Consider the following 20,515-nt stretch of genomic DNA (forward strand, 5'->3'; position numbering starts at 1 on the left):
TAAACTTCATGATTTCCACACATTTATTGACACTATGTTCACAATTCTATGCGCTCACTTTCCGACACTCTGACCGACAATCTCACCCCGAAAGCGAACTGGCCCCTGGCGTTGTGTGCCGGTTTACTGGGGATTGGGCAAAACGGTTTGCTGGTCATGCTGCCGCAGCTGGTCACGATGACCGGGCTATCGCTCTCCGTTTGGGCGGGTCTGTTGATGTTCGGTTCGATGCTCTTTTTACCGGCTTCGCCCTGGTGGGGACGCCAGAGCGAGCGGCACGGCTGCAAAAGTGTGATGCTGGCCTCGCTGAGCGGCTATCTGGCAAGTTTCTTCGTCATGGCGCTGGTGGTCTGGGCAATGGCTAACGGGATGCTCAATGCCGCATGGGGGCTGGCAGGGCTTATCCTCTCGCGCACCCTGTACGGCCTGACGGTCTCTGGTCTGGTGCCGGCGGCTCAGACGTGGGCCATTCAGCGTGCGGGTCTGGAGAAACGAATGGCCGCGCTGGCGACGATAAGCTCGGGCCTCAGCTGCGGGCGTCTGCTGGGGCCGCCGCTGGCAGCGCTGATGCTCAGCGTTAACCCGGTGGCACCGCTGTGGCTGATGGCTATGGCTCCGTTTATCGCCCTGCTGCTGGTGCTGCGTGAAGTGGCCGATCCGCCTTTACCGCCAGTGGCGCAACAGGCGACGCGGCTGCAGGCATCAATGCTGCCTTATCTTATGCTGGCGCTGTTGCTTGCCGCACTGGTGAGCCTGATGCAGCTTGGTCTGTCATCCCATCTCAGTCCGTTGCTGGACGGCAATGCGGCACAAATCAGCCATCACGTTGCGCTGCTGCTGAGCCTGGCCGCGTTGGCAACGCTCGCAGCCCAGTTTCTGGTAGTGCGTCCGCAGCACTTTCGCCCGATGACGTTACTTTGCCTGGCAGCGGTGTTGATGGTGGTCGGGCTTGGGGTGATGTGTCTCGCGGATGTGGCGCTGTTCTATGTGGGGATCGTCATTACCTCGCTGGGAGCGGCGATGGCAACGCCCGGCTATCAGCTGCTGCTGAACGACAGGTTAACAACAGGCAAAGGGGCGGGGGTGATCGCCACCAGCCATACGCTGGGCTACGGCGTCAGCGCGTTGCTGGTGCCGCTGGTGACGCGCGCATTCGGTGAAACGTTTTTAATCGTGGCCGCCTGGGCAATGGCGCTGCTGTTTTTAGCCTTGAGCTTTGGGGTACGGTCGGTTGAACGTACCCCAGAAACAGGGGCCTAGTGGACGTGTCGGGAGGCGGTGCTGCCGGAACCCTCACTCTGGCGCAGACGCTGCAGGGGATCCTGCTGATAAAAATGACAAAAACGTTGCCACAGGGCCGGGAAACGCGGGGCGAACAGCTCGGGGGCGCTAAAGAAATACTCTGACAGCACCGCAAAACACTCGGCCGGATCGGTTGCCGCATAGGCATCAATGCTGGCCGCGCTTTCCCCGACAAGGTCAATCTCATCCTGGATATTTTCCATCGCCGCATGCAGGTCGTGCTCCCAACCGGCGACTTCACGCAGTGGGATAAGCGGAACACCGCTGGCGCGATCGCCGTTGCGGGTATCAAGCTTATGTGCCACTTCGTGAACAATCAGGTTAAACCCGGACGCGTCGAACGAGTCCTGAATATCCAGCCAGTTGAGGATGATGGGGCCTTGCTGCCAGCTTTGCCCGGACTGCACCACGCGCTGGTTATGCACCAGGCCAATATCATCTTCCCACTCGTCATCAACGATAAACGGCGCGGGGTAGATCAGCACTTCGTGGAAGCCATCCAGCCACTCGATACCCAGTTCGAGCACCGGCAGGCAGAAAAGCAGGGCGATACGCGCGCTTTTAAGTGCATCCAGCTCAAACCCCTGCAGCGGAACCAGCCGCTTTTGCTGCAAAAAGCGATCCGCCAGTTGAATGAGCTTTGACTGTTCATCCGGCTGGAGGTTGGCCAGCACGGGGATCGCCAGCGCGTCATCCCACGGCAGCGCCACATGTTGACCAGCGTCATTTGATTTCCAGGGCCACTTAATCATCGCTGTGCTCGCAAACTCGTCACGTGAACAAAATTGAAAGGTCAGGTTCCGTTAACATGCCAAAGAACCCGGCATGAAGGCAACTATAAAACGTAGAGATGCGGGAATGGCAGGAGAGGCCAGCCCTCTGCCATTATTCAAACACTTATCCCGTTTCCTTTCAGTGACAAAAATCCCATTGAGACGATCCCCAGCGGAAAACATGGCACAACGGGTGGCACAGGGCGTTTATCGACGTTTGATTTCCCCGAGCGCGTCGATCAGCTGCGCCTTCTCCACGGATATTTGCTTATTGTCCTGAAGCGGTGCTAGTACCTCTCTGATTCATAAGTCGCTATTATGAATATTCGAGTTTCCAGAAAGCGCTAAGGATTGCCAGAATCTATGCCCGTCAATTTCGACCTCAACGATCTTTATGCCTTCAGAGCGCTGGTGGAGTACGGTAACTTCCGTATTGCCGCAGAATCTATCTGCCTCTCCCAGTCCGCCTTAAGCCGCCGCATTGAAAAGCTGGAGACCGCCGTCGGCGCGAAACTGTTCGACAGAACCACCCGGCGCGTGACGCTGACGCTCTTCGGGCAGACCTTTGCCGACCGCTGCGGGCAGCTTCTGGAAAACGTGGAGTCGATGCTGGCAGATATCGACAAGGTGAGCGAGGAGCGTACCGGGCTAATTACCGTTGCCACCGTGCCTTCGGCGGCCTGCCATTTTATGCCGGAGGTGATCCGCCAGTTTCATCGCCGCTATCCGCGCGTGCGCATCAAGCTTATCGACAGCAGTGCGGGCAACGTCATTGACGCGGTGGCCAGCGGGCAGGCGGATTTTGGTATCTGTTTTGCGAGGAGCCTGCAGCCAGATCTCACCTTTATTCCGCTGGTGGAGGATGTATACGTCGCCGCGTGTCGTCGCGATCATCCGCTGGCAGGGCGCAAAAGCCTGACCTGGCAGACCTTTTATCAGCAGGATTACATCAGCCTGGACATTACGTCGGGGAACCGGAATTTGCTCGATCAGATGCTCGGCCATATTAAGCCGGAGCGCCCGGGGATCTGCGAGACGCGCCACGTCACCACGATGCTGGGAATGGTAGAGGCGGGGATTGGCATTGCTGCCGTCCCCGCCATGTCAATGCCACACTCTGAGCACTCCTTCCTGACGCATATTCCGCTGACCGAGCCCGAGGTCAAACGCACTGTCGGGCTGATCCGGCGCAGCGGGCGTATTCAGTCGTGGATTGCCGCTGAGCTGGAAACCCTCATTACTGCGCGTTATCGCGCCGCGGAGTGACGGGGATCATCCCGGTGGCAGTGATGGTCTCCTGCGCGTTTGCTGAAGCGAGATAATCCAGCAGGGCTTTCCCCTCGGCAGGGTGCTCCGCGTGGGCGGTGACCGCGCCGGCAAAACGGGTGATGTACTGCAGGTTATCCGGCAGTTTGCCGACAAACGTCACGCCGGGCACGGGTAACAGCTCGCTGACCTGCTGGAAACCCACGGCGTATTTCCCTTTCGCCACCTCAGAGGCGACCGGGATGCGCTCCACTTTGTGCGCTTTCCCCTCTACCTGCGCTTCAATCCCCAGCTTTTTGAAGAGCTCTGTTTGCACATACCGGCCGCTGGCGCTGTCGGAATAGGCGATGGCGCTGGCCTTAAGCAGGGTCTGTTTTAGCGCGCTATCGGTCGCGATATCCGGTACCGGCGAGCCGGCTTTCACCACCACGCCGATGGGCGAATCCGCCAGCTCAACGCGCGAACCTTCTTTGACCATCCGGTCCTTCGCCAGGTGCGCCAGCGCATCACCCACCATAATCACCACGTCTGCTTTTTCACCGCGCGCCAGTCGGTTGGGGATCGCCTGCGGCGTCTGTCCCATCGACGGCCCCGGGATCAGCACGATATGGTCGCCCGTCCGGGCTTCATACTGGGGGGCGAGTTTTTCCAGCGCGGCCTTAAAACCGCCTGAAATCATGACCGTCACCTCCTGGGCCAGCGCACCTGCGCTGGTCGCCAGTATTACCAGCCCGGTCAGGCCTGAACGTACAAATGTGCGCATATTATCCTCTCTGTACTTGCAGACTCATCGCGCTGCGACGGTAGAGATAAAGCGTTGCCAGCAACGCGCAGATCGCCGCGAAGCTCATCCAGTAGCCCGGGGAGGCTTTATCGCCGGTGTACTCAATCAGGGCCGTTGAAATGACCGGTGTAAACCCGCCGAAGATCGCGGTAGCAAGGCTATACGCCAGTGAGAAACCGGCAACACGCACTTCAACCGGCATGATCTCCGTCAGCGCCGGGATCATCGCGCCGTTATAGAGGCCATAGAGGAAGGAGAGCCACAGCAATACGCTCAGCATCATGGAGAAGCTCGGTGCCTGCGCCAGCAGCGTCAGGGCCGGATAGCTGGTTGCCAGCGCCAGCAGCGTCATGGCAACCAGCACCGGTTTACGGCCGAAGCGGTCCGACAGGGCTCCGCCCACCGGCAGCCAGATAAAGTTGGAGATGGCCACCAGCAGCGTCACCAGCAGGCTGTCGGAGGCGCTGAGCATTAACACTTTTTTGCCGAAGGTAGGCGCATAGACGGTGATCAGGTAGAACGCGGTGGTGGTCATGGCGACCATCAGCATGCCCGCGACCACAACCGGCCAGTTCGCCAGCAGGGTGGTAAAGACCTGACGCATCGCCAGCGTGTGACGGCGGGTGCGGAACTCTTCGGTCTCTTCCAGCTTGCGGCGCAGGAAGAAGATAAACGGCACAATCAGGCAGCCGAACAGAAATGGGATCCGCCAGCCCCATTCACGAATGGCGCTCTCTTCCAGCATCGCGTTCAGCGCAAAGCCCATTGCGGCGGCCACCATAATCGCCACCTGCTGACTGCCGGACTGCCAGCTGGTAAAGAAGCCTTTGCGACCCGGCGTGGCAATTTCAGCCAGGTAGACCGACACGCCGCCAAGCTCCGCCCCGGCGGAAAAGCCCTGCAGCAAGCGTCCAGCCAGCACCAGCAGTGGCGCCCACAGGCCGATGCTCTCATAAGAGGGGATCAGCACAATCAGGAAGGTACCGGCCGCCATTATCGACAGGGTGGTGATTAACCCTTTGCGTCGACCGACCTTGTCGATGTAAGCCCCGAGGACAATCGCGCCAATGGGGCGCATTAAGAAGCCTGCGCCAAAGACGGCGAAGGTCATCATCAGCGAGGCAAACTCACTGCTCGCCGGGAAGAAGGTATGCGCGATGTAGGTGGCATAGAACCCGAACAGGAAGAAGTCGAATTGCTCAAGGAAATTGCCCGAGGTGACGCGAAGTATCGCGCCCGCTCTTGCGCGAACGGTTGCAGGTGGGGTTGAGGAAATCATGGTCGTCTCCAGTTTTTTATTGACGTGTTGTCCGTCTGTTTCTGAAAACTGGCGCATTAAACGGAAATTAATAAGCGCAAATCACGCATGAACTGATGCGTGCTGCACATCAATGACAGGACGTTGACCGGGATTTACATACCTAACAATAACTTAACAATTCATTGATTTTTCATTCACCATAATTCGCTAAGTGGCTGATATCGCCATTTTGTGATATCGCGCAGAAGGGCAGAGTAGCCGCTGCTCTTGTCGGGTGGCGCTTCGCTTACCCGACCTGTGAATTTTGTAGGCCCGTGCAAGCGTAGCGCCGCCGGGCAAAACTGGCAGAGCGCTCTATTCAGCGCAGCGCCTGTGCAATCGCGCTAAACATCAGCGACGCTTCCAGCGGCTGGGCGCTGAAAGACGGCTCCGCCTGCGGCCAGGTGGACCACTGGACGATCACCAGGTTTTCCTTTTGATTCACTATAATCATCTGGCCAAAAATCCCCAGCGCCCAGAGTGAATCTTTCAGGGAATCCTCTGGCGCGGGCTTGACGTCTGTTGCCGTGGCGGGCACCTCGTTATTCCACCACTGATAGCCGTACAACCCTTTCGGATGCGCGTCTGAGACGGAACCTTTCGCCTGCGTCCAGTCTGACGACTCTTTTACCCAGCCGTCAGGCAGGATCTGTTTGCCCGAAGGGAGCGTACCGTTGTGCAGGATAAATTCGCCGAAGCGGCCCCAGTCTTCCAGCGTGGCGTTAAAGCCGTGCGCGCCGACATCGTGCTGGCCTTTACGGTAGGCATGCCATACGCCGTCGTTCGCCATCCCGTACGGCTGCCAGATGCTTTTTTCCAGGTACGCCGCCAGCGTCATACCGGTGGCGCGCTCCAGCACGTCACCCAGCAGCCACGCGCCACCCGAGGAATAGGACCAGTTCTCTCCGGCCGGGTGTTCCCGACGTAATCCCTTCACCAGCTTACGCACGCAGTCGTAGGTGCCCGGCTTCGCTTCGCATTCGGTAAGCTGCGCGAAATCAGACTGTGGGTTGGTGTAGTCTTCGTTCCACGCCACGCCAGAGGTGTGAGTGATCAGCTGTCTCAGCGTCACGCCATCCCACGCCGTGCCTTTTAAATCGGGTTCGTAGCGGGTGATAAGATCGTCAAGGGAGTGGATTTTGCCCTCTTTGATGGCGACCCCGACCAGCGCAGAGACCACGGATTTCCCCACCGACCGTGATGTCCAGAGCGTGGAATCGGTATTGCCTTCACCCAGATATTTCCACGCTATTTTGCCGTCCTTCAGCACCAGCATGCCGCTGACGTTCTGGCGCTTCACGTAATCCTGGAGGGTATAGGTCTTGCCATTAACCTGATACCGGGCGTCGGTAAGCGGTTTCTCTGCTGCCAGCAGCGGTGTGGCCTTTCCGTGGCGGAAAACATCGCCCGCGTAGTTGCGATAGTCGTTACGAAAGCCCACCACGCGATCCGCCTGACTCCAGGTGAGCATGCTGTGCGTGTCGGGAAGGGTTGCGTCAAACGGCGCAGGGCACTGGTTGAGGTCGGTGCCGTGACAGGCAGCCATAACGGCAGGGGATAAGAGGCTGCTGACCACCATCGCGGCAAGCAGGCTGCGGTTTAACGTTTTGTTTTTCATGTTTATCTCGTTTGGTTCAGGAAGGGCTTCAGTTTAAGAAGCCGCGCCCTATAATAAAAAACGGGTTATGGGGGAAAATCCCCCGAAAACGGAATGAAGGGAGAGGAGGCGATGGACTATTCATTTGCCCAGCTGGAGGCGTTTACCGCGGTGGCAGAGCACGGCAGCCTGATGAAGGCGGCCATTAAGCTCGGTAAAGACCGTACGACCCTGCGCGATCTGATCGATTTTCTTGAGTACGGGCTGGGTTATGCCCTGTTCCTGCGCGAGGGACGCAGCGTGCGACTAACGCCTGAAGGGGAACAGCTTCAGCGACAGGCGCACCTGCTGATGCGCCAGGTGAAAGCTTTTGAGGCCTTTGCCAGAGCGGTGCCGGGCAGCGCGATGCAGGACATTGCCCTTGTTTACGATCCGTTCACTCCCCGGGCTTTTCTGCAGGCGCTGATTGCAGAGATGGCGGCACAAAAAATACGCCTGAGCCTGACCAGCGCGTCGCGTGACGAGGCCGAAGCCCTGCTGGCGAGCGGAGAGGCGGATTTAGGTATCTGCCAGGCGCGCAACCGCAGCGTGGGTAATGAGATGGAGTGGCGGGCTTTGGGAGCCATCGACATGGATTTTCACGCCGCAGACGCGCTTTTTGCGAAGGTTGCCACGCCGGTTTCGCTGCTCGATCTCTCTCTGGTTCCGCAGGTGGTTATGCATGCCGCGTCAGATGAACCGGTTGCCCGTCGTCTGCAAATTGCCGGGCATACCCTTTTCACTAATGAAATTGAGATGCTGCGCGGCCTGCTGGAGCAGGGCTGTGGCTGGGGCTTTTTGCCGACCCATCTTCATGCGACGCAGTGGAAAAACGTAAAAAGGCTGCCCACCGAAGTGGGCAGCCAGGGGATAAGTCAGACGATGGTCACTATCTGGAAGCCGGGCAGCGACAAGCGTGAGCGGATCAATCAAACGTTGTCGCGGCTGCCGGCACTCTGGAAACACTCAGCGCTGTGAACATCCCTGGCACTGTTTGTTCTGGATCTGCTGGAAGAAGTCGTTACCTTTGTCATCCACCAGGATAAACGCCGGGAAGTTCTCCACTTCAATTTTCCAGATGGCTTCCATTCCCAGTTCCGGGTACGCCACGCACTCCAGGCTCTTGATGCTGTTTTGCGCCAGTACCGCCGCCGGGCCGCCGATGCTGCCCAGGTAGAAGCCGCCGTGTTTGTGGCAGGCATCCGTCACCTGCTGGCTGCGGTTGCCTTTAGCCAGCATGATCATGCTCGCGCCGTGGGACTGCAGTAAATCCACATACGAGTCCATGCGGCCCGCAGTGGTTGGGCCGAGTGAGCCGGAGGCATAACCTTCCGGCGTTTTGGCCGGGCCCGCGTAGTAAATCGGATGGTCTTTCACGTACTGCGGCAGTTCCTCGCCGTTGTCGAGCAGCTCTTTCAGCTTCGCGTGGGCGATATCACGCGCCACGATGATGGTGCCGTTCAGCGACAGGCGGGTAGAGACCGGGTACGCGGAAAGCTGCGCCAGGATCTCGTTCATCGGCTTGTTGAGGTTGATGCTGACCACGTCGCCTTCGCCCTGCTGGCGCAGCGATTCAGGAATGTACTGACCCGGGTTGTGTTCCAGTTTTTCAATCCAGATCCCGTCGCGGTTGATTTTCGCTTTGATGTTACGGTCTGCGGAGCAGGAGACACCCATGCCGATTGGGCAGGAGGCACCGTGGCGCGGCAGGCGGATCACGCGGATATCGTGAGCGAAGTATTTACCACCAAACTGCGCACCCAGACCCAGGTTCTGCGCTTCCTGGAGCAGTTCCTGTTCGAGCTGAACATCGCGGAACGCCTGGCCGTGCTCGTTCCCCTCGGTAGGCAGGGCGTCGTAGTAGCGGGTGGAGGCCAGCTTCACCGTTTTCAGCGTCGCTTCCGCGGAGGTTCCGCCAATCACGAAGGCAATATGGTAAGGCGGACAGGCCGCGGTACCCAGGGTGCGCATTTTCTCCACCAGATAGTTTTTCAGTTTCGCCGGAGTGATCAGCGCTTTGGTTTCCTGATAGAGGTAGGTTTTGTTGGCTGAACCGCCGCCTTTCGCCATGCAGAGGAATTTGTACTCGTCGCCGTCGACGCTGTAGAGATCGATCTGCGCAGGCAGGTTGGTGCCGGTGTTCACCTCTTTATACATATCTAGCGCCGCGTTCTGGGAGTATCGCAGGTTGTCTTCGATGTAGGTGTTGTACACCCCCTGACTCAGCGCGGCTTCATCGCCACCGCCGGTCCAGACGCGCTGGCCTTTTTTACCCATGATGATCGCTGTGCCGGTATCCTGGCAGGTTGGCAGCACGCCTTTAGCGGCGATTTCAGAGTTACGCAGGAACTGCAGGGCAACGTACTTATCGTTCTGGCTCGCTTCCGGGTCGTTAAGAATGGCGGCGACCTGCTTCTGATGGGAAGGACGCAGCATAAACGCAGCATCGTGGAACGCCTGCTGCGCCAGCAGCGTCAGCGCCTCTGGCTCGACTTTCAGGACTTCCTGACCGTCGAACTCGGCAACGGAGACGTGCTCTTTGGTCAGCAGATAATATTCGGTGTCGTCGTGCGCGAGTGGGAAGGGGTTTTGATAAAAAAACGGTTTGTTTGACATAGCTTGCTCCAGAAAAATAAAACCGCCGGAGGAGAAGTCCGGCGGTCAGGAATCAGAACATCATGGACATCCACGGATAACCAATCAGCAGCAGGGCCGCCAGGAAGATGGCACCGAAGATAGTGCCCAGGCGCCAGTAGTCTTTGGTTGGCAGGTAGCCACTACCGTAGTAAATCGGGCTTGGGCCGGTACCGTACGGGGTGATGATCCCCATCACACCCAGCGAGGTCACCATCAGCAGGACGAAGACTTCCATATTCATGCCCGGAATGGTGGAGGCGATGGTCAGCATCGCCGGCAGCAGCGCGGTGGTGTGCGCGGTGGTGCTGGCAAACAGGTAGTGCAGCAGGTAGAACGCCAGCAGCAGTACGATGGTGGCAACGCCCGGCGAGATACCGCTCATTAACAGACCGCCCTCTTTACCCAGCCAGCTGATAAAGCCGGTAGAGGAGAGGCCATCTGCCAGCGCGACCAGGGTGGCGAACCAGACGAAGGTATTCCACGCGGCTTTATTGCCGGTGATATCGTTCCACTCCAGCACGCCGGTCCACAGCATCAGACCCACAATCAGCAGGGCAGCCATGGCCGGTTCAATCCACGCGGCGGCGAAGATCCACATCAGCAGCGCACAGCACACGAACACCAGCAGCAGAATTTCATTGCGGGACAGTTTGCCCAGTTTTTCCAGTTCACGGGTTGCCCACAGCGGTACTTCATTATTCACTTTGACTTCTGGTGGGTAGAACCAGTAGGCCAGCAGCGGCATGGTCAGAATCAGCAGAATGCCCAGCGGCAGGAAGGCGAGGAACCAGGTACCCCAGGAGATATCAATCCCTACCGTGCTTTTCACCAGCGCCAGTGCCAGCAGGTTCGGCGCAAGGGCGGAGAGGAACATCGAGCTGGTGATACAGGCCGCGGTGATCGCCACCCACATCAGGTACGAACCAATTTTACGCGCGCTTGGGTCGTTTGGTTTTGAGCCATACAGCGGCGGCAGGTTAGCGATGATCGGGTAGATGGTCCCGCCGCTACGTGCGGTGTTGGACGGCGTAAACGGTGCCAGCAGCAGGTCCGCGAAGGTGATGGCGTAACCGAGCGTCAGGCTGCGACGGCCGAGATATTTCACCAGAATCAGCGCCAGACGGCGGCCGAAGCGGGTTTTATCATAGCCAGCGGCGAACATGAAGGCGCCGAAGATCAGCCACACAGTCGAGTTACCAAACCCGCTGACCGCCCACTTAAAGGAGGCACCCGCCAGCTTGAATTTCGGGTCGGCCAGCTGTTCAGGGCTGAACAGCACCCACTGGCTGCACAGCGCAATCGCCACCACGCCGGTCAGACCGATCACCGCACCCGGCAGCGGTTCGAAGATTAAGCCGACGATCACGCCGACAAAGATCGCGAAGTAGTGCCACGCATAAGGCGGCAGTCCTTCCGGTACCGGAACAAACAGCAGCAGGACGGCGACGATGACGGGCAATGCCATCATCAGCAGTCGTTTTGCTTTCCCATTTGATGCCTGGTTCGCCACAGGGGGCGTTACAGCAGTTTTTGTATTCATAGTTTCACGTCTTAAGTTGTCAAAAATTCGGTCGCACTGAAAAACAAAATTGCTTTCTTAAGTTTCTTTGCTTTTTTTAGTTATTAAAGGTGCTGATTTGTATTTTCAGTAATAGCGATTTAACGCATTTTGGTTTGCGCTAAATTAAAAATTGATGATGTTTTTATATTGCGCTTTTGGATGCCATGACTATTGATCGCGATCAAAAAAAGAGAATTGCAGCGGTATTTTTATGCTTTTATTAATAACCACTCTGGCGTATGTGGGTATTACGTATATTATGAGTTCAATTTATCATTTCTGTAACAATGCTAAGTTTTGATAATTTTTATCTCATTGATTTGTATGGGTTTGATTGGTTATTGGTGAAATGGTTTTACCATTCTTTATTTAACGAATTTTAAATTATTGTGAATGGCTAAATTACAATCACTAACACCAATGTGTTATTTGTGTTATCGCGGGGATTAAATAGTTTTTTAACTAACGTAATAACTTTAGAAACTAAAAAAATCATTATATTAATATCATGACATCGGCAAATAACGACGAAATAAAAAATCAATCCGATAACGAATTCTTAATTTTTAAAGTTTGGAGTTTCAATTATGAGCACTAACGAACGTATTCTGAGCCCCTTCACATTACCGAATGGCACCGAACTGAAAAACCGTTTGTTAATGGCACCCATGACCACCTGTACCGGCTATTACGACGGCACGGTCACCAGCGAGCTGGTGGAGTACTATCGGGCCCGTTCCGGCAGCATGGGTACCATTATTGTTGAATGCTGCTTTATCGATGACCTCGGCCTTGCGTTCCCCGGCGCGATTGGTATCGATAACGACGAGAAAATCGCCGGGCTGGCGAAAATCGCGGACGCCATTAAATCCAAAGGCTCGAAAGCCCTGCTGCAGATCTACCACGGCGGCCGTATGGTCGATCCAAAACTGATCGGTGGCCGCACGCCGGTTGGCCCAAGCGCCGTTGCCGCGCCGCGTGACGGGGCCGCCACGCCGGTTGCCCTGACCAATGAAGAAGTGGAAGGCATGATCGGCAAGTTTGGTGAAGCCGTTCGCCGCGCTATCCAGGCCGGTTTCGACGGGGTTGAAATTCACGGGGCCAACACCTACCTGATTCAGCAGTTTTACTCTCCAAACTCTAACCAGCGCGACGACGAGTGGGGCGGCAGCCGCGATAACCGCGCTAAATTCCCGCTGGCGGTGCTGGATATCACGCACAAAATGGTGCGCCAGTACGCGGACGACGCGTTCATTATTGGCTACCGTTTCTCCCCTGAAGAGCTGGAAGTCCCGGGTATCCGCTTTGAAGACACCATGTACCTGCTGGAAAAACTGGCGGCACGCGGTGTGGATTATCTGCACTTCTCCGTAGGGGCGACCCTGCGTCCTTCCATTGTCGACACCCAGGACCCAACCCCGCTCATCAAAAAATATTGCGCCATGCGCTCTGAAACCCTGGCTCAGGTTCCGGTGATGGGTGTCGGCGGCGTGGTAAATGCCGCTGACGTTAACGAGGCGCTGGATAGCGGTTACGACCTGATTGCCGTGGGCCGCGCTACCATCGCTTACCCGGACTGGACTGACCGGATCGCGGCAGGTGAAAGTCTGGAGCTGTTTATGGACAGCACCAAACGCGAAGAGCTGAGCATTCCTGAACCGCTGTGGCGTTTCTCGCTGGTGGAAGCGATGATCCGCGATATGAGCATGGGCGAATCAAAATTCAAACCAGGCATGTTCACTGAGAAGGTGCAGGACGATGTTAACGAACTGGTAATCAACGTTAGCCTGGAAACCGATCGCATCGCCGATATTGCGCTGGCGTCTGGCCCGAGCGAACACGTTGAGTTTGTCACCAGCTTTGAAGAGATCCGTACCCGCATTCTGGACGCCAACACCCCGCACGTGGATGCCATCACGGGTGCAACCAGCCAGAGTGAAGCGGTGAAAAAAGCGGTCTCTAAAGCGATGCTGAAATCCAGCAAAGCGCTGGCGGCAGAAGAGGGCGCTGACCCGAACGCGACCCGCAGCGTGGATGTGGTGGTAGTGGGTAGCGGCGGCGCCGGTCTGGCCGCAGCCATTCAGGCCCACGATGAAGGCGCGAGCGTGCTGATCGTTGAGAAGATGCCAACCATCGGCGGGAACACCATCAAAGCTTCTGCCGGGATGAATGCCGCAGAGACGCGCTTCCAGCGGGTGAAAGGGATCCAGGACAGCAAAGAGCTGTTCTACCAGGAGAGCCTGAAAGGGGGCGGTAACAAGAACAACCCGGAACTGCTGCGCCGCTTCGTGGAGAATGCGCCTCAGGCGATTGAATGGCTGGCAACCCGCGGCATTATGCTGAATGACATCACCACCACCGGCGGAATGAGCATTGACCGTACGCACCGTCCAAAAGACGGCTCTGCGGTAGGCGGCTATCTGATCAGCGGCCTGGTGCGTAACGTCAACAAACGCAACATCGACGTAATGCTTGATACGTCTGTCAGCGACATCCTGTTCGAAAACGGCGAAGTCACCGGCGTGCGTCTGACCACAGAAGAGAACGAAACCCTCACCGTGACCACTAAAAGCGTCATTGTCGCCACCGGCGGCTTCAGCGCCAACAGCCAGATGGTGGTGAAATACCGCCCTGACCTGGAAGGTTTTGTCACCACCAACCACAAAGGGGCAACCGGCGGCGGTATCGCGCTGCTGGAACGCATCGGTGCCGGTACGGTAGATATGGGTGAAATTCAGATCCACCCAACCGTTGAGCAGAAAACCTCGTACCTGATTTCCGAATCCATTCGCGGCGGCGGAGCGATTCTGGTGAACCAGCAGGGGAACCGTTTCTTCAATGAGATGGAAACTCGCGATAAAGTCTCGGCGTCAATCATCGCACTGCCGGAGAAATACGCGTATATCGTCTTTGACGAGCACGTTCGTGCCAAAAACAAAGCCGCGGATGAGTACATCGCTAAAGGCTTTGTGACCAGCGCCAGCTCGCCAAAAGCCCTGGCCGAGGCGCTGGGAATGGATTACCACGCTTTCCTGGCGACCCTGGAACGCTACAACGGCTTTGTTGAAAAACAGCATGACGATGATTTTGGCCGTACCACCGCGCTGCGTGCGCCCATCAACGAAGGGCCGTTCTATGCCATTCAGATTGCGCCGGGCGTGCACCACACCATGGGCGGCGTGACCATCAACACCGAAACCTGCGTGCTGGACAGCAACCACAACGTGCTGCCAGGGGCGTTTGCGGCCGGTGAAGTGGTCGGTGGGATCCACGGTGGTAACCGTATCGGCGGTAACGCGGTGGCAGATATCATTATTTTTGGTACGCTTGCAGGACATCAGGCGGCTATGCGTTCGAAAAAGCAGTAAGACCCCTGTGTTGTATGCCGGATACGCGCAGCGTTATCCGGCATTTTCCCCGGCGGCGCGGTGCTTGCCGGGGCTACATCTGAGGACTCATGCTATGCCTGATGACCATCGCGTTTACAGTTATTCCGCCGTCCTGATGGGATCGCCCATTCTCCTCAAACTCTTTTCCCATAACGAAGCCCTCGCCTCCCGCGTGTTTCGCCTGATCAAACAGTACGAAGACCTGCTTACCGTTAACCGCGCGCACTCTGAAGTTATGGAAATCAACCATGCGGCGGGACAGCGCCCCGTCAGCGTCAGCCGTCCGGTGTTCGAGCTGATCCGCTGCGCAAAAGCGGCGAGCCTGCTCAAGGACAGCGCGTTTAACCTGGCGATTGGCCCGCTGGTCAAGCGCTGGAAAATCGGCTTTCGCGGCGACAGCGTGCCGCCCGCCGAAGACATCGCCGCCTTGCTGGCGATTACCCGTCCTGAGGATGTGGTGCTGGACGAGGCCAGCAGTAGCGTCTTTTTGACCCAAAAAGGGATGGAGATCGACCTGGGCGCCATCGCCAAAGGCTATATCGCCGACAGGGTGCGGGATTATCTGCGCAAAGAGGGCGCTGAACTTGGGCTGATCAACCTCGGGGGCAATATCCAGACGCTGGGCTCGCCGGAGGGGGGCTGGAGCGTGGGGCTTAAAAAACCGTTTGCGGGTGATGAGCTGATCGGCGCGATGACGCTAGAGAATCGCTCCGTGGTGACGTCGGGAACCTATGAACGCTACTTTGAACAAAACGGCAGGCGCTACCACCACATCCTGGACCCGCGTACCGGGTATCCGCTGGATAACGAACTGGACAGCGTGACCATCATTTCAAACGATTCTATCGACGGGGATATATGGACCACGCTGATGTACGGCATGGGTGTGGAGAAAGGCTGTGCGGTGCTGCGTGCGCGTCCTGATATAGAAGCGATCTTTGTGACCAAAACAAAAGAAGTGGTGCTCTCGTCAGCGCACCACTTCCGCTTTACTTTACTGGATAATAGTTACCGCATTACTGACAGTACTGTTTGAGCAGGCCTGTCTGCTCGGGCTGGAGACGGTAACGATATACCGGGCGCCCTGTCGCGCCGTAGTGAATGCTGGTGAACAGAATATTGATTTGCGCCAGCCAGATCAGATATTTGCGGCAGGAGACGCGCGAGATATTCACTGCACTGGCCAGGTCATCGGTAGAAAACTCGGTCTCCGGGTGAGCGTCAATCCACTGGCAGATGGTGCGCAGCGTTTGCGGCGTTAACCCTTTTGGCAGCTTTTTGCTGTCTGCCAGCTCCGGCGCCCCGCCGTGGATCAGCCTGTCGACGTCCGCCTGCTCATAATACTGGTGCGAGCCCATCAGGCTGTGCTTTGCCTTCCAGCCGTTCAGCGCCTCTTCAAAGCGCGGGAACTGGAACGGTTTAATCAGATAATCCACCACGCCGTAATGGATAGAGGTCTGGATTGTCGCGGCGTCCGCAGCCGAAGAGATCATAATGACATCGATTGGGCGACCGGAGGCGCGGATCACTGGCAGCAGATCCAGCCCGTTATCCTGCTGCATGTAGACATCCAGCAGCACCAGATCAACCGGCTGGGCAGGGTTGTTAATAATGGCCTCGGCCTGGTTCAGCGTGGAGGCGACGCCGCAGCAGCTAAAGCCTTCAACACGGTTAACATACAGACGGTTGAGGTCGGCTACCATGGCGTCATCATCGACAATTAATACATTTATCACGCGATATTCCTCTCGCTATCCCAGGGGATGTGAACAAAAAATTGGGTAAATACGCCAGGTTCAGATTCGACGGTGATATCACCGCCCAGGTTCTGAATTTGCTGGCGGGCAAGGAACAGCCCAACGCCCCGGTTTTCACCTTTTGTTGAGAAGCCTTTAGTAAAAATAGTCTCCAGCTGGGCGGGATCAATTCCCGGGCCGTCATCGCTGACTTCACAGCTGAGCCAGCCATTCTGATAGTGCAGCAGCAGGGTGATTTCGCCTTCCGGCTGGCCCTCCATCGCGTCCAGCGCGTTTTCAATCAAGTTACCGAGCACGGTAACCAGCACCGCGACCTGCTCTTCGTTGGCGGTATCCGGTATCTGGCACTCATCCGCCAGGGTGAGGCTGATCCCCGCTTCTTTCGCCCGGTTGATTTTACCCAGCAGGAACCCGGCAATCACCGGCGATTTCACCTTGCTCTGGATGGTGCCAATGTCCGTCTGATAATTGTGCGCTGTCTGCAGGATGTACTCTTCCAGTTTGTCGTAGCGCTTGATATGCAGCAGGCCCAGGATCACGTGCAGTTTGTTCATAAACTCGTGCGTGTGGGCGCGCAGGGCATCGACGTAATTCACCATGCCGTCGATGCGCTGCATCAGCTGGCTGATTTCGGTTTTGTCGCGGAAGGTGGTGATGGCGCCTATCACCCGCTCCTGGCTTTTCACCGGCACCATGTTGCACAGCAGCAGCCGTCCGTTGCAGCTGATCTCCTGATCCTGACGCGCGATGCCCGTCTTTGACACCTCACGCAGGCTGGCCAGCAGGGGCGCGCTGGCGTTTTCGGTCTGCTTGCCGGAGGGCAGGAGCAATATCTCTCTGGCGGTGTGGTTTATCATCGTCACGCGGCCATGAATATCGACCGCTAACACTCCTTCGCGCAGCGACTGCAGCATCGCCTGCCGTTGCTCAAACAGCGCGGAGATTTCATACGGCTCCAGCCCGAACAGGATGCGTTTCAGAACGCGAACCAGTCCCCAGATCGCCATGGAGCTCATAAAGATACTGAACAAAATGGTCCAGACGGCGTTGAGTCGTCCGCGGGCGATCTGGTCTTCCACTTTTTTTAGCGAGATGCCGACCACCACCACGCCGATCTGCTCGTGCTGGCTGTCATACACGGGCGTAAATACGCGAAGGGCTTCCGCGAGCGCGCCCCGGTTAACGGAGACGTTCTCTTTCCCTTCCAGCGCCGGGTTCAGATCGTCGCCGATAAAATGCAGGCCAATCAACGCTTCGTTCGGGTGCGAATAGCGAATACCGCGCATGTCGGTGACCACGGTCAGCAGCAGGTCGTTGCGTTTTGTAACGCCCTGGGCGATGGGCTGGATGATATCGGCCTGCGGCGGTTGCATCAGGCCACGCTGGATCTCCGGGCTGTTCGCCAGCGTACGGGCAATACCCAGCGCCGTATCTTTGACGTCATCGCGGGTTGCCCGGGTGATCTGCACTGAATAGAGCGCAAAGACCAGCAGCAGCACAGAGGCGATGATCGCGCACACCATCAACGTGACCAGCGTGTTCAGTTTCATGGGGCGCTTGCGCGTCTGGGGAAAGGGCTGCAAATCGCTCATCAACACTCCGCGATGAAGAAGAAAGGGGTAATTATCGCCGATGACGCGCTTTTCTTAAAGCTGTGTAAAAGCATGCATTTGCTCCGCTTTTCGTGACCCTCCTCGCATGTCATCCATATAAAACACTTTATAGTGTGTGGGTACTCATAATAAGGAGGCTGTTTATGAGCATTATGCTTACCGGTTCGGTCAAGGAAAGACGGCACGCCAGCACGATGAATATCGATAGATTGTCCACGCTGGACATGCTGAAAGTCATTCACCAGGATGATGCACTTATCTCCGCTGCAATCACCCCTTTTTTACCCATTATTGCCCGTGTGGTGGATAACGCCGCCGCGACCCTGAGCCACGGGGGGCGTCTGGTTATGGTTGGCGCGGGGCCGTCCGGCTGTGTGGCGAAACAGGCGGCGGATGAGTATGCCCCGGGTAAAACCCCGGTGATTGCCATCACGGCGGACGACGATGCGACAAGCTACGAGCGCGGCGTTGCCGACCTGCAGGCGATTAACTTTGGCGAGCACGATATGATGCTGGCGGTCACCGTAAGCGGAAAAACGCCGTGGGTCTGGGGTGCCATGCGGCATGCGTGGTCGCTCGGTTCACCGGTGGCGGTGATTACCGATAATGCGCAAAGCGAAGCGGCGCAGCTGGCAAGTATGGTGATTGCGCCAGAGCTGGGCCCGGATGTGGTTGCCGGGTATCTGAACACCAAAGCGGCCATCGCGCAGAAAATGATCCTCTCTATGGTGACCACCGGCCTGGCCGTCCGCACCGGGCGGGTTTACAGCAACCTGCGCGTGGATCTGGAGGCGAGCAGCACCCAGTGGGCTGAACGGCAAATCGCGATAGTGATGGAAGCGGGGGGATGCACCCGAGCGGTAGCAAAAGCCGCGCTGGAGAGCTGTAACCATAACTGCAAAACGGCGGTGCTGATGGTGCTGACCGGGCTGGATGCCTGGAAAGCGCATGAGTTGCTTGCGCAGAATAACGGGTTTATTCGGGTGGCGTTGCAGGAAGCGCCGTAATAGAGAGCGCAGGAATAAAAAAAGGCCGCGATTGCGGCCTTTGGTGTTTTGGGGGATTAGAACTGGTAAACAATACCCATCGCGAACTGATCGTCAGTTGCGTTGCCAGTGATGGCACCGTCTTCTTCGTCCAGCAGGTTAAATTTATAGGCAGTATAAACGTTCATGTTTTTATTGAAGTAGTACCAGGTACCCACTTCAATATAATTTACGCGGTCAGCGTCAACGCCTTTATAGCCATTACGGGCATACAGATCTTTACCCTGTGAATATACATAGCCCAGGGATGGACGCAGACCAAAGTCGAATTGATACTGAACAACGGCTTCAACGTTTTGGGTCTTATTGGCGAAGGCGTTATATCCAACTTTAGTCATATTACGGGTTTCACCGTACATCACCGCAGCATAAACGTTGTTTGCATCATATTTAGCAGACAGAGACCAAACTTCCGCCGTATCGCCATAACCGTCAGCAGATTGCTCATCGGTACGATCGGATTTACCGTAGACGCCAACGAAACCAAAGCCATCAAGGTTATAATTCACAGACATGCTGTAACCATCACCATTTGCTTTGAATTCATTGCGGTTATCGTTTTTACCCTGGTACTGAACAGCAAAGTTAAGACCTTCAACCATACCGAAGAAATCGGTGTTACGGTAGGTCGCAACGCCATTGGTACGCTGAGTCATAAAGTTATCTGTGGCAGCCCATGAGTCGCCACCCCATTCAACCAGCATATCGGTATACGCCGCGCCGTCATAAGCCACGCCGTAGTTGCGGCCATAATCGAATGAACCGTAGTCTGCGAATTTCAGACCCGCAAAGGCCAGACGTGTACTTTCGTCCTGCTCACCTTCAGGCTTGCTGGCTTCAATGTTGTATTCAAACTGGCCGTAACCGGTCAGTTGACTATTAATTTGCGTTTCGCCTTTTACGCCAAAACGGGCATATGACGTATCTTCATTTTCACTGTTGCTTTCATCAGTGTTGGACCAGATGCGTTCACCAACCATCTTTCCATAGAAATCAAGTTTATTACCGTCTTTGTTATAAATCTCAGCGGCATTTGCTGCGCCAGCCATTAATAACGCGGGTACAAGAATGGCCAATACTTTTCTTTTCATTATATATTCCCTTTAGAGATAATTTATATGAATATATGTAATCACGCTCCGCAACTACAGCGTCGATACTATTCCAGGAGAGGGGGTTTAAGTTCAATAATAAATGTAATTAAATGGGTAAAAATATTACTAAATATTTCTAAGTGTCGATTTATTTTTCTCATGAATTATAATTTGAAATATATATTGGTTAATTATTGTTAAGTATTTTTCGTGGTTATTTTATAAATTCTATTATTAGCCTTAATTATATTTCTCCGAATTAAACACTCACCAGTCGTCCTCTTCTGTAACCTTGCCTAGGATCAACTTAAGGCAAACTGAGCGTCAGAAACCTTCACACAGGACAGGGTTTAATGC

Annotated in this window: 15 protein-coding genes; 6 read left to right on the forward strand and 9 right to left on the reverse strand. The window is 56.0% G+C overall.

The genetic code is table 11. The features are described 5' to 3' along the window. Positions 1-48: 48 nt before the first annotated feature. The gene (locus PUZ33_RS10395; RefSeq protein ID WP_058681720.1) at positions 49-1,260 is read left to right on the forward strand and encodes an MFS transporter; all 1,212 of its coding nucleotides are present in this window, start codon (positions 49-51) and stop codon (positions 1,258-1,260) included. Here PUZ33_RS10395 and mtfA read toward each other — a convergent pair. Next, entirely contained in the window at positions 1,257-2,054 is a 798-nt protein-coding gene (mtfA, locus tag PUZ33_RS10400; protein WP_029881844.1) for a DgsA anti-repressor MtfA, read from the reverse strand. The genes PUZ33_RS10395 and mtfA overlap by 4 nt on opposite strands. A gap of 384 nt (positions 2,055-2,438) precedes the next feature. On the opposite strand from mtfA, the gene PUZ33_RS10405 reads away from it, so the two are divergent. Beyond that, positions 2,439-3,341 (forward strand): LysR family transcriptional regulator, encoded by a 903-nt coding sequence (locus PUZ33_RS10405; protein ID WP_058681719.1) that lies wholly within the window; start codon positions 2,439-2,441, stop codon positions 3,339-3,341. On the opposite strand, the gene PUZ33_RS10410 is transcribed toward PUZ33_RS10405, so the two are convergent. The 3 genes from PUZ33_RS10410 to PUZ33_RS10420 form a co-directional block, all read right to left on the reverse strand. After that, positions 3,313-4,104: a substrate-binding domain-containing protein gene (locus PUZ33_RS10410; protein ID WP_058681718.1), complete on the reverse strand. Its 792-nt coding sequence runs from the start codon at positions 4,102-4,104 to the stop codon at positions 3,313-3,315. The genes PUZ33_RS10405 and PUZ33_RS10410 overlap by 29 nt on opposite strands. Before the next feature lies 1 nt (position 4,105). After that, complete coding sequence (locus PUZ33_RS10415; RefSeq protein WP_045292556.1) at positions 4,106-5,404, reverse strand: MFS transporter; 1,299 nt, start codon at positions 5,402-5,404, stop codon at positions 4,106-4,108. A gap of 340 nt (positions 5,405-5,744) precedes the next feature. Next, entirely contained in the window at positions 5,745-7,043 is a 1,299-nt protein-coding gene (locus tag PUZ33_RS10420; protein ID WP_058681717.1) for a serine hydrolase domain-containing protein, read from the reverse strand. Positions 7,044-7,154: 111 nt separating this feature from the next. On the opposite strand from PUZ33_RS10420, the gene PUZ33_RS10425 reads away from it, so the two are divergent. Further along, positions 7,155-8,039, forward strand: a complete 885-nt coding sequence (locus tag PUZ33_RS10425; RefSeq protein ID WP_072203715.1) for a LysR family transcriptional regulator — start codon at positions 7,155-7,157, stop codon at positions 8,037-8,039. Here PUZ33_RS10425 and fumA read toward each other — a convergent pair. Both fumA and PUZ33_RS10435 read right to left on the reverse strand, forming a co-directional pair. Further along, positions 8,028-9,677 (reverse strand): class I fumarate hydratase FumA, encoded by a 1,650-nt coding sequence (gene fumA / locus PUZ33_RS10430; RefSeq protein ID WP_038419999.1) that lies wholly within the window; start codon positions 9,675-9,677, stop codon positions 8,028-8,030. The two genes, PUZ33_RS10425 and fumA, sit on opposite strands and share 12 nt — an antisense overlap. A 52-nt stretch (positions 9,678-9,729) precedes the next feature. After that, positions 9,730-11,238, reverse strand: coding sequence for an anion permease (locus PUZ33_RS10435; protein ID WP_013097758.1), 1,509 nt, complete (start codon positions 11,236-11,238; stop codon positions 9,730-9,732). A gap of 608 nt (positions 11,239-11,846) precedes the next feature. Here PUZ33_RS10435 and PUZ33_RS10440 point away from each other — a divergent pair. Both PUZ33_RS10440 and PUZ33_RS10445 read left to right on the forward strand, forming a co-directional pair. Next, positions 11,847-14,627: a flavocytochrome c gene (locus PUZ33_RS10440; protein WP_063161188.1), complete on the forward strand. Its 2,781-nt coding sequence runs from the start codon at positions 11,847-11,849 to the stop codon at positions 14,625-14,627. Between the two features lie 94 nt (positions 14,628-14,721). After that, entirely contained in the window at positions 14,722-15,684 is a 963-nt protein-coding gene (locus PUZ33_RS10445; protein WP_058681714.1) for an FAD:protein FMN transferase, read from the forward strand. Here PUZ33_RS10445 and dcuR read toward each other — a convergent pair. Together dcuR and PUZ33_RS10455 are read right to left on the reverse strand one after the other, a co-directional pair. After that, entirely contained in the window at positions 15,665-16,384 is a 720-nt protein-coding gene (gene dcuR / locus PUZ33_RS10450) for a two-component system response regulator DcuR (protein WP_013097755.1), read from the reverse strand. The genes PUZ33_RS10445 and dcuR overlap by 20 nt on opposite strands. Continuing rightward, on the reverse strand, positions 16,381-17,997 hold the full coding sequence (locus PUZ33_RS10455) for a sensor histidine kinase (protein WP_058681713.1): 1,617 nt from the start codon (positions 17,995-17,997) through the stop codon (positions 16,381-16,383). The genes dcuR and PUZ33_RS10455 overlap by 4 nt, the downstream gene beginning before the upstream one ends. Before the next feature lie 164 nt (positions 17,998-18,161). Here PUZ33_RS10455 and PUZ33_RS10460 point away from each other — a divergent pair, with 164 nt between their 5' ends. Continuing rightward, complete coding sequence (locus tag PUZ33_RS10460) at positions 18,162-19,025, forward strand: N-acetylmuramic acid 6-phosphate etherase (RefSeq protein WP_013097753.1); 864 nt, start codon at positions 18,162-18,164, stop codon at positions 19,023-19,025. Between the two features lie 56 nt (positions 19,026-19,081). On the opposite strand, the gene PUZ33_RS10465 is transcribed toward PUZ33_RS10460, so the two are convergent. Next, positions 19,082-20,155, reverse strand: coding sequence for a porin (locus PUZ33_RS10465; RefSeq protein WP_038419991.1), 1,074 nt, complete (start codon positions 20,153-20,155; stop codon positions 19,082-19,084). Positions 20,156-20,515 lie beyond the last annotated feature (360 nt).

Source organism: Enterobacter cloacae complex sp. 2022EL-00981 (assembly GCF_028737495.1).
Taxonomy (GTDB): Bacteria; Pseudomonadota; Gammaproteobacteria; order Enterobacterales; family Enterobacteriaceae; genus Enterobacter; species Enterobacter cloacae.

Coding starts and splice junctions, on each gene's coding strand:
- PUZ33_RS10445 (WP_058681714.1), top strand. CDS start 14,722: ATGCCTGATGACCATCGCGTTTACAGTTATTCCGCCGTCCTGATGGGA.
- fumA (WP_038419999.1), bottom strand. CDS start 9,677: ATGTCAAACAAACCGTTTTTTTATCAAAACCCCTTCCCACTCGCGCAC.
- PUZ33_RS10435 (WP_013097758.1), bottom strand. CDS start 11,238: ATGAATACAAAAACTGCTGTAACGCCCCCTGTGGCGAACCAGGCATCA.
- PUZ33_RS10415 (WP_045292556.1), bottom strand. CDS start 5,404: ATGATTTCCTCAACCCCACCTGCAACCGTTCGCGCAAGAGCGGGCGCG.
- PUZ33_RS10405 (WP_058681719.1), top strand. CDS start 2,439: ATGCCCGTCAATTTCGACCTCAACGATCTTTATGCCTTCAGAGCGCTG.
- PUZ33_RS10465 (WP_038419991.1), bottom strand. CDS start 20,155: ATGAAAAGAAAAGTATTGGCCATTCTTGTACCCGCGTTATTAATGGCT.
- PUZ33_RS10410 (WP_058681718.1), bottom strand. CDS start 4,104: ATGCGCACATTTGTACGTTCAGGCCTGACCGGGCTGGTAATACTGGCG.
- PUZ33_RS10440 (WP_063161188.1), top strand. CDS start 11,847: ATGAGCACTAACGAACGTATTCTGAGCCCCTTCACATTACCGAATGGC.
- PUZ33_RS10420 (WP_058681717.1), bottom strand. CDS start 7,043: ATGAAAAACAAAACGTTAAACCGCAGCCTGCTTGCCGCGATGGTGGTC.
- PUZ33_RS10425 (WP_072203715.1), top strand. CDS start 7,155: ATGGACTATTCATTTGCCCAGCTGGAGGCGTTTACCGCGGTGGCAGAG.
- mtfA (WP_029881844.1), bottom strand. CDS start 2,054: ATGATTAAGTGGCCCTGGAAATCAAATGACGCTGGTCAACATGTGGCG.
- PUZ33_RS10395 (WP_058681720.1), top strand. CDS start 49: ATGCGCTCACTTTCCGACACTCTGACCGACAATCTCACCCCGAAAGCG.
- PUZ33_RS10460 (WP_013097753.1), top strand. CDS start 18,162: ATGAGCATTATGCTTACCGGTTCGGTCAAGGAAAGACGGCACGCCAGC.
- PUZ33_RS10455 (WP_058681713.1), bottom strand. CDS start 17,997: ATGAGCGATTTGCAGCCCTTTCCCCAGACGCGCAAGCGCCCCATGAAA.